This window comes from Streptomyces sp. NPDC002690 (assembly GCF_053592415.1).
On sequence record NZ_JBSFVR010000209.1, the window covers coordinates 1 to 12,712 of the forward strand.

Annotated in this window: 10 protein-coding genes and 1 pseudogene; 4 read left to right on the forward strand and 7 right to left on the reverse strand. The window is 71.2% G+C overall.

Going from position 1 to position 12,712, the window contains the following annotated elements:
• Positions 1–120 precede the first annotated feature (120 nt).
• Positions 121–1,524 carry a hypothetical protein gene (locus ACWD3D_RS23605; protein WP_451462805.1) on the reverse strand — a complete coding sequence of 468 codons (1,404 nt, stop codon included), beginning with the start codon at positions 1,522–1,524 and terminating at the stop codon, positions 121–123.
• 490 nt (positions 1,525–2,014) lie between these two features.
• Between ACWD3D_RS23605 and ACWD3D_RS23610 the strand changes: the two genes are divergently transcribed.
• The 3 genes and pseudogenes from ACWD3D_RS23610 to ACWD3D_RS23620 all read left to right on the forward strand — a co-directional run.
• Entirely contained in the window at positions 2,015–3,238 is a 1,224-nt protein-coding gene (locus ACWD3D_RS23610) for a cytochrome P450 (protein ID WP_451462806.1), read from the forward strand.
• A 115-nt stretch (positions 3,239–3,353) separates the two neighbouring features.
• Positions 3,354–3,548, forward strand: coding sequence for a ferredoxin (locus ACWD3D_RS23615; protein WP_451462807.1), 195 nt, complete (start codon positions 3,354–3,356; stop codon positions 3,546–3,548).
• Positions 3,545–4,201: pseudogene (locus ACWD3D_RS23620) on the forward strand (NAD(P)/FAD-dependent oxidoreductase); the annotation flags it as partial. The gene ACWD3D_RS23615 and the pseudogene ACWD3D_RS23620, both read left to right, overlap by 4 nt.
• A 5-nt stretch (positions 4,202–4,206) precedes the next feature.
• On the opposite strand, the gene ACWD3D_RS23625 reads toward ACWD3D_RS23620, so the two are convergent.
• From ACWD3D_RS23625 to ACWD3D_RS23650, 6 genes are all read right to left on the reverse strand, one after another.
• Positions 4,207–4,923, reverse strand: coding sequence for an ABC transporter ATP-binding protein (locus ACWD3D_RS23625; RefSeq protein WP_451462808.1), 717 nt, complete (start codon positions 4,921–4,923; stop codon positions 4,207–4,209).
• Positions 4,920–5,852, reverse strand: a complete 933-nt coding sequence (locus ACWD3D_RS23630) for an ABC transporter ATP-binding protein (RefSeq protein ID WP_451462809.1) — start codon at positions 5,850–5,852, stop codon at positions 4,920–4,922. The genes ACWD3D_RS23625 and ACWD3D_RS23630 overlap by 4 nt, the downstream gene beginning before the upstream one ends.
• On the reverse strand, positions 5,849–7,645 hold the full coding sequence (locus tag ACWD3D_RS23635) for a branched-chain amino acid ABC transporter permease (RefSeq protein ID WP_451462810.1): 1,797 nt from the start codon (positions 7,643–7,645) through the stop codon (positions 5,849–5,851). Before ACWD3D_RS23635 ends, ACWD3D_RS23630 begins: the two co-directional genes overlap by 4 nt.
• Before the next feature lie 5 nt (positions 7,646–7,650).
• Complete coding sequence (locus tag ACWD3D_RS23640; protein WP_387371536.1) at positions 7,651–8,580, reverse strand: branched-chain amino acid ABC transporter permease; 930 nt, start codon at positions 8,578–8,580, stop codon at positions 7,651–7,653.
• 109 nt (positions 8,581–8,689) lie between these two features.
• Positions 8,690–9,916, reverse strand: coding sequence for a branched-chain amino acid ABC transporter substrate-binding protein (locus tag ACWD3D_RS23645; protein ID WP_451462813.1), 1,227 nt, complete (start codon positions 9,914–9,916; stop codon positions 8,690–8,692).
• Positions 9,917–10,543: 627 nt separating this feature from the next.
• On the reverse strand, positions 10,544–11,008 hold the full coding sequence (locus tag ACWD3D_RS23650) for a PaaI family thioesterase (RefSeq protein WP_451462811.1): 465 nt from the start codon (positions 11,006–11,008) through the stop codon (positions 10,544–10,546).
• Positions 11,009–11,258: 250 nt separating this feature from the next.
• Between ACWD3D_RS23650 and mptB the strand changes: the two genes are divergently transcribed.
• Positions 11,259–12,712: polyprenol phosphomannose-dependent alpha 1,6 mannosyltransferase MptB (mptB, locus tag ACWD3D_RS23655; protein WP_451462812.1), on the forward strand; the 1,454-nt coding region annotated here is incomplete at its 3' end.

Below are 12,712 nucleotides of genomic sequence, written 5' to 3' on the forward strand. Positions count from 1 at the left end.
GGCTGCTCGCGCAACTGCGGCGGGCCCGGCTCGCCGAGGTGCTGGTCGACAGCGGGAGCTGCGGACCGGGCGGCGGCCGAACGGTGCCGGTCGCGATGGCGGGCCCCTTCCCGGAGTGGCTCAGCCGGTCGCGCCGGGAGGTGGCATCCGCTCGTACCGGGCGCGCTGCGCCTGGTGGGCGACCTCCGCGTCCGCGTCGTCCTCCATACCCTCCAGCAGCCGCTTGCGCAGCCCGAGACCGTGCGCGTCGAGCAGACGGAGTCCGGCCCGGCGTACGTGCGTCGGCCGGTCCGGGGCCACCAGACCGGCCAGCCACTCCTCGGGGACGAACAGGACGTACGGTGCCAGGGCCTTGCGGGCAACGCGCACCACAGGCGGACAGGGGTCGTCCATGGCGGCCATCAGCTCGTCGGGGGAGACGGCGTCCAGCATGCGCAGCCCGGCCAGTGCCGCCTCGCGCACCCGGCCCTCCGGATGGCGCGTCAGCGGACGCAGGAGCCCGGCCGCGTCCGGAGACCCGGATTCGGCCAGCCCGAACAGCGCGCCCGGCGGCAACCCGGGCGCGGCCGGGTCCGCGCACCGCTCCCGGTAGTACGCCCACGGGTCCGCGCCTTCCAGCCGCAGCACCAGCCGGGCGGTCGAACGCACCCGGGCCGAGGGGTCGGCGAGGTGGCCGAACGCCTCCGGGCCGCGTCCCGCCCGGTGCAGCGCGTTCACCGCCGAGGAGCGGGTCGCCGCCGAGGTGGCGGTGAGCAGTGGGTCGAGGAGACGGTCCGGATCACCGGGACGGACCCGCGCGAGGAGTTCGTCGGTGCAGAGCCGTCGGATGCTCAGGTCCCGGGCGGTCAGAATGAACTCGGTGAGCCGGGTGGGCGTCAGGACGCCCCGCTCCCCGCAGAGCCTGATGCCGAGCAGCCGGGCTTGCGGCCGGGGGCTCGCCATCAGGAGGTGGGGCAGCGAGGGCGGCAGCACGGGGGCGGCGGTGAGGACCAGCGTGAGGCCGGTCGGGCCGTGCGGGCGGAGCGCCAGTTGCACGGCCAGCGGGACCAGTGAGGCCGCGCGCTCCGCCCCCCCGGGGCCGTCCAGGGCGGCGATGAGCGCCCGGCGGGCCCGGTCCCGTACCGGGGCCTTGTTGTCCGCGCACCGCAGGAGCAGCAGCGGGAGCAGGGCGGGGCGCCCGGCGGTGAACGGCAGCGCGGCCTCGCGCACCCGGGGGTCGGAGTGGCAGAGGGCCACGGCGGTCTCCGGCTCGGACGGCGGGAAGTCCGTCCAGGTCACGTCCCGGGCGTGCTCGTCCCACCGCGGGTCGAACGGCTGCCCGGCGGTTTTGTCGTCCTCGGCGCCGGGGCCGGGTGAGGCATGTCCGCGCGATCCGCGCGCGCACCCCTCGCGGACACGCTGGTCGAGGTCGATCCAGGCCTCGGGATCGGCCGCGTCCAGGACGGTGACCAGGGGGTCGCCCCTCAGCAGGCGCTCGTGCGCCGCGAGCGGGCGCCGGGGGGACGGGTGGGTCGGCTTGCGCATGGGGCGCAGCTTATGGCGGGCCGGGACGCTCGCCGTCCGGGGGCCCCGGACGCTTGCGGCGGGGGCCGCCGCTACCCGTGTCAGGCACTTCCACATCCAGGCCAATCGGCGGACGGGCGTCGCCGCGTCGGGCCCCGCCCGTCGCGGCGGGTGCTCCTGCGGTAATGCGAGCAGAGCCGGACATCCTGCGTGGTCCACGGGTGGCCTGATAGCGATGGAGAATCCCTGGGCTCTGTTGACGGAAGGATCTCCGTTCATATCGTTGCCCCAGGCACCTAGTTCCGCTCCCGGCACGATTCGCCCCGTCGCGGTGTTCCGCACGCACGCTCGCGGCGTCGGCCAAAAGCCCTGGTGGCTCCGCTACGAGGACTTCCGGCCGCGTCGCGGTCGCACGCGCCGAACACCGTTCCCCCGGGGGTGTACGTCGCCGGTCGCGGGAGTGGTTTCCGTGAGAGAGCCTGTTCGACGTCCTTCTGCCCAGGAGGCAGGCATGACCGAGACCGTCACGACACCGACCCTCCACCCCGAGTACCCGATGGCCAGGGCAGCCGGCTGCCCGTTCGACCCCCCTCCCGCTCTGCGGGAGCAGCAGGGCGGCCAACCCTCCCGTGTGAGCCTGTGGGACGGCAGCACGCCTTGGCTGATCACCCGTCACGACCAGGTGCGCGCCCTGCTCGGCGACCCGCGCATCAGCGCCGACCCGGCACGGCCCGGTTACCCCCACCGGGACGCCGGGGCGCTGGCCCGGAGCCGGACCCGCCACACCTTCATCACCATGGACGACCCCGACCACGCCCGTCTGCGCCGGATGACGACGGCCCCCTTCGCGATCAAGAGGGTGGAGGCGATGCGGCCCGCGATCCAGAAGATCGTCGACGATCTGATCGACCGCATGCTCGCGAACCCCGGGCCCGCGGACCTCGTCGAAGCGTTCGCGCTCCCGCTGCCCAGCCTGGTGATCTGTGAACTGCTCGGCGTGCCCTACGACAAGCACGACTTCTTCCAGCGGCACACCAAGGTGCTGGTCCGCCGCAACGGCACCCCCGAGGAAGTGGTCGCGGCCTCCGAGGCGCTCGTCGACTACTTGCAGGAACTCCTGACCGAGAAGATGGCCGAGCCCGGCGACGACATCCTGTCCGATCTGGCCGTCCGGCGCGTGGCCACCGGTGAACTGACCTCCCGCGAAGCCGCCGAGATGGGCGCGCTCCTGCTCGCGGCGGGCCACGAGACCACCGCGAACATGATCGCGCTGGGCACGGTCGCCCTGTTGCGGCACCCGGACCAGCTCGCTCTGCTGCGTGACGGCGACGACCCCAAGAGGGTCGCCGCGACGGTGGAGGAGCTGCTGCGTTACCTGACCATTGTCCACTTCGGCCGCCTGCGCGTGGCGCTGGAGGACATCGGGATCGGCGGCGTCACCATCCGCGCCGGGGACGGTGTCATCTGCGCCGCGGACGCCGCCAACCGCGACCCGGACGTCTTCCCCGACCCCGACCGGCTCGACATCACCCGCGACGCCCGCCGGCACGTCGCCTTCGGGTTCGGCGTGCACCAGTGCCTCGGCCAGCCGCTGGCCCGCGTGGAACTCCAGGTCGTCTACAGCACCCTGTACCGCCGCATCCCCACCCTGGCCCTGGCCACCGGTCTCGACCAGCTCCGCTTCAAGCACGACGGCGTCATCTACGGCGTCTACGACCTGCCCGTCACCTGGTAGCACCGGCAACGGAACCGACCGCCAACCGACCGCGAACCGACCGCGAACCGACCGCCAACCGACCGCGAATCGACCGCGAATCGGCAACGGAACCGACGAGGGAATCGAGAAACGCATGCGCGTCAAAGTCGACCAGCCCAAGTGTGTGGCGTCCGGACAGTGCGTCCTGGTGGCCCCGGCCGTCTTCGACCAGGACGACGAGGGCATCGTCCAGGTCCTCCTCGACCGGCCGGAGGTCGAGCACCACGAGGACGTGAAGGAGTCCGTGGCCGTCTGCCCGGCCGCGGCGATCTGGCTGGAGGAGGAGTGACGGCGGCGCCACCGCGCCGCGTCGTGGTGGTGGGCGCCTCCGCGGCAGGACTGTCGGCCGCCGAAACCCTGCGGCGCGAGGGGTTCGACGGCTCCCTCACCCTCGTCGGCGAGGAGGCGCATCCGCCGTACGACCGGCCGCCGCTGTCGAAGGAGATCCTCACCGGAGCGTGGCAGCCCGACCGCCTCCGGCTGCGCCGGCCGGAGACCCTGGAGGCACTCGGTCTGGACCTCCGGCTCGGCGTGGCCGCCACCGCCCTGTCCCCGGCCACTCGTACGGTGACCCTCGCCGACGGCACCCCGCTCGCCTACGACGCCCTGATCGTCGCCACCGGGGTCCGGCCCCGCCGCCTGCCGGAGTGCGGCACACCGGGCGTCCACGTCCTGCGGGACCTGACCGACGCCCTGGCGCTGCGCGACCGGCTGGCGGCGGGGGGCCGGCTGGTCGTGGTGGGCGCCGGATTCCTCGGTACGGAGACGGCTGCCGCCGCCCGTACCCTGGGCGCCGCCGTCACCCTCGTCGAGCCCGCCGCCGTGCCCCTCGCCCACGTCGTCGGCCCACGGGTGGGGGCGCATGTCGCCCGCGTCCACCGCGAGCACGGGGTGGACCTGAGGACCGGCGCCGGGGTGCGGCATGTGCGGGCGGGGTCAGTCCTAGGTCAGTCCTCGCCGAGGTAGGCCTTGCGGACGGACTCGTCGTGCAGGAGGTCCGCCCCGGTACCGGAGAGGACGATCTTGCCGATCTCCATGACGTGACCCTGGTCCGCGAGGGAGAGGGCCGCCTGGGCGTTCTGCTCGACCAGGAGGATCGTCGTACCGGAGGACCGGAGCTCGACGATGGTCTCCATGATCTTCTGCATCATGATCGGGGAGAGGCCCATGGAGGGCTCGTCGAGCATGAGCAGCTTCGGCCGGGACATCAGGGCGCGTCCCATGGCGAGCATCTGCTGCTCGCCGCCGGAGAGGGTTCCGGCGGACTGCTTGCGGCGTTCCCCGAGGATGGGGAAGAGGTCGTAGGCGCGCTGGACGTCCTGCTCGATGCCCGCCTTGTCGCTGCGCAGGTAGGCCCCGAGGAGGAGGTTCTCGGCGATCGTCAGCCGGGGGAAGATGTGGCGTCCCTCGGGGGAGTGGGCGAGGCCCAGGGCGACGATTTTGTGGGCGGGGACGTCGGCGAGGGGTTTCCCGTCGAAGACGATGCGCCCGCCGGCCGGCTTGAGGAGCCCGGAGAGGGTGCGCAGGGTCGTCGTCTTTCCGGCGCCGTTGGTGCCGATGAGGGTGACGACCTGGCCGGCTTCGACGCTGAACGAGATGCCCTTGACGGCCTCGATCTTGCCGTAGGCGACGCGGAGGTCCTCGACTTCCAGGAGCGCGGTCATGAGGTTTCCTCCCCGGGGGTGGTGCTGGTGGTGCTTTCCGCGGTGCTGCTCTGGCCGGCCTGTGTCTCGGCGGCTTCGACCTCGGCGACCTCGTCGGCGCCGGGGGCTCCCTCGAAGGGGGTGCCGAGGTAGGCGGCGATGACGCGTTCGTCGCTCTGGACGGTGCTGGGCGTGCCTTCGACGAGCTTCTCGCCCTGGACGAGGCAGGCGACGCGGTCGCAGAGGTTGAAGATGAAGCGCATGTCGTGCTCGATGACGAGTACGGCGATGCCCTGGTCGCGGATGGCGAAGATGAGCTCTTCGGTGACGCGGGTTTCCTGCGGGTTCATGCCGGCGGTGGGCTCGTCGAGGAGGAGGAGTCCGGGGTCGCTGGCGAGGGCGCGCGCGATCTCCAGCTTTCGCTGCTCTCCGTAGGGGAGGTTGCGCGCGAGGTGGTCCGCCTTGTGGGCTAGGCCGATGAACTCCAGCAGTTCCATGGAGCGTTCGCGGCTGGCCTTCTCGGCGCGGGTGTGGCTGGGCAGGCGTAGCAGGGCGGACCAGAGTCCGTCGTCGGTGCGGGTGTGGCGGCCGACGAGGACGTTTTCCAGGACGGTCATGTTGGCGAAGAGCCGGATGTTCTGGAAGGTGCGGGCGATGCCTGCCTGGGTGACGAGGTGGGGCTTGGGGGGCAGGACGGTGCCCTTGTAGCTGACCGTGCCCTCGGTGGGGACATAGAGGCCGGTGAGGCAGTTGAAGAAGGTGGTCTTCCCTGCGCCGTTGGGGCCGATGAGGCCGACGATCTCGCCGCTGTCGACGGTGAGGGAGACGTCGCGTACGGCGGTGAGGCCGCCGAAGCGCATGGTGACGCCGGTGGCGTCGAGGACGGTGCCGCCGGTCGCGGGGGCTCCGGGGTTCTCGGTGGTGTTCGTGGTGGTGGTCACGGTGGTCACGCCCCCGCCTTGGCGATGCCGGCGCCGGTGTCCTCGGACTGCCGTGGTTCGGGTACGTCGGGCTGGTTGTCCAGGTTGTTCTCGTCGGCCTCGTGGAATTCGAGTTGCTTCCGGCGGTCGGCGATGAGGCCTTCGGGGCGGAAGCGCATCAGCAGGATGAGTGCGATGCCGAAGAGGAGCAGCTGGTAGTCCTGCATGAACTGGAGCTTCGCCGGGATGAGGTAGAGCAGTGCGGCGCCGACGAAGGGTCCGCTGAGGGTGCCCATGCCGCCGAGGATGACGGCGGCGAGGAGGAAGGCGGAGTTCGGGGGTACGGCGCCGGCGAACTGGTACTGCTCGGGCGTCACGGTGTAGTTGACGTGGGCCTGGACGGTCCCGGCGAGGCCGGCGAGGGTGGCGCCGAGGGCGAAGGCGAGGAGCTTGAGCCGGAAGGCGTTGATGCCCATGGCGGTGGCGGCGGTCTCGTCCTCGCGGATGGCGACCCAGGCGCGGCCGATGCGGGAGTCGCCGGAGCGGCGGAAGACGAGGATGACGACGGCGGTGACGAGGAGCATCAGCAGGAAGTAGTTGGCGGACCTGCTGAGGCTGAAGGGGCCGATGTCGTGGCTCTCCCCGAAGGCGAATCCGAAGATGTCGAGGTCGGGGATGGAGGGGATGCCCTGGGATCCGTTGGTGAGGTCGGGTCCGCTGTTGCCGTTGAGGTTGTTGACGGTGACGCGGAAGATCTCTCCGAAGCCGAGGGTGACGATGGCGAGGTAGTCGCCGCGCAGCCGCAGGGTGGGGGCGCCGATGAAGACGCCGAAGACCAGGGAGACGCCTGCTCCGGTGAGGGCCGCTGCCCAGAAGGGGAAGTGGATGCCGATCGCCGAGGCGGACGCGCCGGAGACGAGGGCGGAGGTGTAGGCGCCGACGCCGAGGAAGGCGACGTATCCGAGGTCGAGGAGGCCGGCGAGCCCGACGACGACGTTGAGGCCCAGGGCGACGGCCGCGAAGATGAGGATGTTCGTGCCGATGAGCGTGTATTCCCCGGTGGACTGCGTGAAGGGGAAGCAGAAGGCGGCGACGAGGGCTGCGGTGAGGGTGACGTTGCGGTGTTTGACCGTCAGCGCGGTGAGGCGGTTGATGATGCCGGCGCGGTGGAGGGCGGTGAAACCGAAGCCGAAGGTGAGCAGCGAACCGATGAAGAGTTCGGTGTACTCGGTGTCGATGATGAACGAGAAGAGGTAGAGGGCGACGCCGAAGGAGGTGGCGATGATGAGGATTTCGGCCCAGGAGGGGAGTTCGCGGGCGCGGGCCGGGGCGGGTGCGGTCAGGCTGTTGCCGAGGACGGCGAGTCCGCTGGGGTTCTCGTCGGCGAGCGCCTGGTCGGCGGGGAGGCCGAAGGCGGCGAGCGTGGCGACGAGCGCACCGGCGAGGCTGACCCAGGCTCCGGGTTCGAGGTTGACGATGCCGCCGAGGTCGACGGTGATGGCGCCGACGGCGTAGCCGGTGGTGGCGAGGACGGCGAGTGCGGCGTAGCGCACGGAGGTGTTGGTGCCGCCGGGGGTGAGCCAGCGGAGTCCTCGGACGCCGTATCCGGAGAGGATGAGGAGCAGGGTGACGAGGGAGCCGACGAGAGTGAGGACCTGGAGGCCGCCGGGGTAGCCGGTGACGGTGAGGTCGCCGGGGAACTCGTCGGTCCAGGTCCAGGCGAGGAAGGTGCCCGCGAGGGCGACGGCCGTGCCGGCGGTGGTGAGGGCGCGGGCGGTCGCGGGGGGCAGGTTGAGGGGCGCGCGGGTGGTGTGTGTGGTCATCGCTGTCACGCCCGATCCGCGACGCGTTCGCCGAGCAGTCCTTGTGGCCGCAGCAGCAGGACGACGATGAGGAGCACGAAGGCCCACACGTCCTTCCAGGCGCCGCCGCCGAAGAGTTCCATGCCGGGAACGTCGCTCATGTAGCCGGTGGCGAGTGCCTCGGCGAGGCCGAGGACGACGCCGCCGAGCATGGCGCCGTAGATGTTGCCGATGCCGCCGAGTACGGCGGCGGTGAAGGCCTTGAGGCCCATGATGAAGCCCATTTTGAAGCCGATCTGGCCGTTCTTGAGCCCGTAGGCGACGGCGGCGACGGCGGCGAACGCGGCACCGATGGCGAAGGCCATGACGATGATGCGGTCGGTGTTGATGCCCATGAGCTTGGCGGTGTCGGGGTCCTGCGAGGTGGCCTGCATGCCGCGGCCGGCGCGGGTCTTGGAGACGAAGAGGCCGAGGGCGAGCATGCAGACGGGTGCGGCGACGAGGACGAAGAGGTCGCCGCGCTGGACGTGGGCGCCGAGGAGGTCGAAGGCGCTTCCCTTGAACTGGGGGAAGGAGCGGTCGGCCTTGGCGTCCGGGTACCACATCCAGACGGCCTGCTGGAGGGCGAGGGAGAGGCCGATCGCGGTGATGAGGGGGGCGAGGCGGGGTGCGTTGCGCAGGGGCCGGTAGGCGAAGCGTTCGGCGGCGACGCTGACGGCGACGGAGCAGATCACGCCGCCGATGATCATGAGGGGGACGATGGCGAGGAGGTTCCAACCGGAGGGCATCCAGAGGTACACGGTGAGTGCTCCGAAGCCTCCGATCATGAAGATTTCGCCGTGTGCGAAGTTGATGAGCTGGATGATTCCGTAGACCATCGTGTAGCCGATCGCGATGAGTCCGTACATCGCGCCGAGGATGAGTCCGTTGGCCAGCTGTTGCGGCAGTTCGTGCACCGCAGGGCCTCCGTTGGAGTGGTTCGGATATGGCACCGCGCGGGAGCGCTGGTGGCGCTCCCGCGCGGTCGGGTTGCCTGGTGGCGACCGGAGTGGGGAGTGGTCGTGCTTACTTGGCGACGGCCTCGCTGAGCTTGGAGACCCACTTGCCGCCGTCGACCTGGTAGGCCGTCATCATGGTGTTGGTGGTGTCGCCGTACTGGTCGAAGGCGACCGGGCCGGTGACGCCCTCGAACTGGACCTTGGCCATGGCGGCGAGGACCTTCTCGCGGCTGTCGTCGGGGAGCTTGCCGTCGTTCTCGGCGGCGACGATCTTGACGGCCTCGATGATGGACCAGGTGGCGTCGTAGGTGCCGCCGCCGTACGCCTCGTAGGCGTCCTTGTAGCCGGCCGCGGAGTAGTCCGCGATGAACTTCTTGGCGGAGTCGAGCTCTTCGACGGGCTTGCCGACCGAGGTGGCGATGTCGCCCTGGGCCTTCTTGTTGAGGCTGATGAAGTCGGCGCTGTACATGCCGTCGCCGCCCATGAGCGGGATGTTGACGCTGTCCTTGAGCTGCTGGCTCAGGGGCGCGCCGGCGGGGTACTCACCGCCGTAGTAGACGGCCTTGGCGCCGGAGCTCTTCACCTTGGTGACGACGGAGTTGAAGTCGCGGTCGTCGGGGTTGACGTGGTCGCTGCCGACGATCTTTCCACCGAGGCCGGTGAAGGTCGTCTTGAAGGAGGCGGCGAGGCCGGCGCCGTACGTCTTCTGGTCGTCGATCAGGTAGACGTCCTTGATGCCCGCGTTCTTGAACAGGTAGTTCGCGGCGAAGGCGCCCTGGATGGCGTCGGTGGTGGCGGTGCGGAAGTACGTCTTGAACGGGCGCTTCTTGGCCGCGTCGCCGTCCTTCCAGTTGTCGCCCTGGGTCAGCTCGGTGCCGGTGTTGGCGGGCGAGACCTGGGTGAGACTGGCGTCCTCGAAGGGCTTCTGCATCGACTGGGCGACGCTGGAGTTCAGCGGGCCGACGACGCCGACGAGGTCCTTGTTGCCGATGAACTTCTGGGCGTTCTGGCCGCCGACGGAGGGCTGGGCCTGGTCGTCGAGGGGCTGGAGCTCGAACGTGATGCCCGGGACCGTCTTCTCCTTGTTCGCCGTCTTGACGGCGAGGTCGGCGGAGTTCTTGATGCCCAGGCCGAGGGCGGAGAGGTCGCCGGTCAGGGGGGCGTCGAGGCCGATGACGACGGTCTGGTTCTTACCGCTGCCGCTTGCGCCGTCGCTGCCCTTGTCGTCGTCGCGCGACCCGCAGGCGGTGAGGGAGAGTGCTCCGGTGGTGAGCACTGCGGTGAGTATGAGCAATGAACGGTGTCGCACGAAAAGTCCTTTCCCTGGCGCGGCCTCCTCCGTTGAGGTGCCTGTCGTTCGCCAAGCCGTACGTACTGGGTACAGGGGCGTGCTGCTGCCGCGCCCGGCGGCGCGGTGACTGGCGGTGACTCTAGGCGCAGGTGGTGGGATCGTGGACGGGTGTGGGCAAGGATGTGACTGTCTTGTTATGACTTGAGGAAGGCTTGAGGTGGCGAGGGGGTGCGTGCCGGTTCGGGCGCGGCGGATTCCTCTCGCATGGTGAGAACGCCCAGCTCTGCTAAGGGGCTTGGGGTGATCTTGCTGCTGACGGGCGAGGCCGATCGGCGGTCGTCGGCGAGCAGGTCGGGGTGTGGAGCGGGGTGAGGGGTGGGTGTCGCCCGCATTGCGCGCCTGTTACGCAGTGTTACGTCGGGCGGTTTGCTTCTCGGTCGCGTCCGCGGGGTGGCGTGAAGTGGTGTGTCCAACCCCGTGCAATACCGGGTGAGTTGGCTGGATCTCATGGTCAACTGGTGTTACGTGTAGTGCGCATGAAGATGCCCGACCGGGGTGGTTCACGGGCCCGGCCGGGCAGGTGGGGGAGTGGGGTGTGGGGCGTGAAGAGGTGCGGCGGGGTGGGGCGGTTCAGCCCGCGACGGGCGCCTCGCGCAGCAGGCAGGTCAGGCGGGCGGTGCACACGCGCTTGCCGTGGTCGTCGGTGATGACGATCTCGTAGGTGGCGGTGGAGCGTCCGCGGTGTACGGGGGTGGCGACGCCGGTCACCAGCCCGCTGCGGGCCCCGCGGTGATGGGTGCAGTTGAGGTCCACGCCGACCGCGAGCTTCCCGGCGCCGCCGTGCAGCATCGAGCCGACGGAGCCGAGGGTCTCGGCGAGCACGGCGGACGCCCCGCCGTGCAGGAGTCCGTAGGGCTGGGTGTTGCCCTCGACCGGCATGGTGCCGACGACGCGGTCCGCGGACGCCTCGGTGATCCGTACGCCCATCCGTTCGCCGAGGTGCCCGGCGGAGAAGAGGGCGGGCAGGTCGACGCCGAGGGCGGCGTACTCGTCGATCACGTCCTGCGGGAACACGGGTGCGCTCTGGTCGCCCATGGGTTCGGCTCCGTTCGTCCGGTGGTGTCTTCGCTGTGCGCTCCGTTCTTATCAGAGACCGCTGAGCGGGTGCTTAGGTTCCTTTCCCTGTCGTATCCGGCCGGGCCCGGTCGGGGCGGTTTCGGTACGGTTTCAGGCCTGGTTCTGGTCCGCTTCCGGCCGCTTCCGGACCGCTTCCGGTCCGCGGGGCATTCCTGGGCGGCCACTCGGGGGGCGGCGGTCGTTCACCCCGGTTCGGTAGGTTGGCCCGATGCGGGGACTGGGTGTCGTGGGATGTCGTCGGCTGGGACTGGCCGGTTCGCTGGGGGTCGGTGCGGGCGGCTGGGTCGCCGGAAGGCTTCCGGCGCACGACCCGTGGGGCTGGTGGGCGGACCGGGGCCCGGCGGTGACCACGGCCGGTTCCGTCCTCGCCTACGCCGGACTCACCGTGCTCGTCGTCGCCTGGTGGGCGTACGGGCGCAACGGCGCCTCCGTACGGCACACGCTGGTGACGCTCGCCTGGTGGGTGGCGCCGCTGCTGCTGGCGCCGCCCTTGTACAGCGCGGACGTCTACAGCTACGTCGCGCAGGGGGCGATGGTCCTCGAAGGGCACGACGTGTACAGCCAGGGCCCCTCGGTCCTCGACCCGGCGGGACCCGCCGGGGACGCGGCGGCCAGCGTGGGCCGGCACTGGAGGGACACCCCCGCTCCGTACGGCCCCTTCTTCCTGCTGCTGGCACGGGGCGCGGTGGCGCTCACCGGCGGCACCCTGGTCCCCGCGGTCGTCGTGCTGCGGCTGGTCGCGGTGGGGGCGCTGCTGCTGATCGTGTGGGCGGTGCGGCGCCTCGCGCGGGAGTACGGGGCGGACGAGAGCGGGGCGTTGTGGCTCGCGGCGCTCAACCCCCTGCTCCTGATCCACGTGGTGGGCGGAGCGCACAACGACGGCCTGATGGCCGGGCTCGCGCTGGCAGGCGCGGTGTGCGCGCTGCGGGGGCGCTGGGTGCTCGGCGCGGTGCTGATCGGGCTGGCGATGATGGTCAAGTCCCCTGCCGGACTTGCCCTGTTGTTCGTCGGCGTGGTGGTGGGGAGGGCGTCCGCCGGCTCGCCCGCGCGACGGATCGCGACCGGACTGTTCGGGCCGGGCCTGGTCGCCGCCGCCACGGTGCTCGCGGTCTCCGCGGTGAGCGGCACCGGTTTCGGCTGGCTGCACACGCAGAGCGTGGCGGCCGGCATCCACACGTCGCTCTCCGTCTCCAGCGACCTGGGGGCCGGCCTCGGCGCGCTCGCCCACCTGACGGCCTGGGCGGACTACGACGCGGTGAAGTCGGCCGTACGGTTCCTCGGGCTCGCCGCGGCGGCCGTCCTCGTCGTCCGTCTCGGGTGGCGCTCGGCCATCGGTCGCCTGGACCCCGTACTGGCGCTGGGCCTGGCGCTGACGGCACTGGTGGTGCTCTCGCCGATGGTGCAGCCGTGGTACGCCCTGTGGGGAGTGCCGTTCGTCGCCGTACGGGCGTGCCGGGGACCCGCCGGCCGGAGGCTGGCGGTCCTCTCCGCGGCGCTGGTGTACGAGACGCACCCCTCGGGGTCGACGCCGGGGGCCGGCTTCGCGGTGATGGGGGCGGTCGCGGTGGTGGGCTTGCTGCTGCTGCGCCGGGAAGCCGCTGCGGACCGGGCCGGGAGCGAGGGCGGCGGCGGGCGCGGTGTGCCGGGGCCCCGCCGCGCGGG

Coding starts and splice junctions, on each gene's coding strand:
- ACWD3D_RS23605 (WP_451462805.1), bottom strand. CDS start 1,524: ATGCGCAAGCCGACCCACCCGTCCCCCCGGCGCCCGCTCGCGGCGCAC.
- ACWD3D_RS23610 (WP_451462806.1), top strand. CDS start 2,015: ATGACCGAGACCGTCACGACACCGACCCTCCACCCCGAGTACCCGATG.
- ACWD3D_RS23615 (WP_451462807.1), top strand. CDS start 3,354: ATGCGCGTCAAAGTCGACCAGCCCAAGTGTGTGGCGTCCGGACAGTGC.
- ACWD3D_RS23625 (WP_451462808.1), bottom strand. CDS start 4,923: ATGACCGCGCTCCTGGAAGTCGAGGACCTCCGCGTCGCCTACGGCAAG.
- ACWD3D_RS23635 (WP_451462810.1), bottom strand. CDS start 7,645: ATGACCACACACACCACCCGCGCGCCCCTCAACCTGCCCCCCGCGACC.
- ACWD3D_RS23650 (WP_451462811.1), bottom strand. CDS start 11,008: ATGGGCGACCAGAGCGCACCCGTGTTCCCGCAGGACGTGATCGACGAG.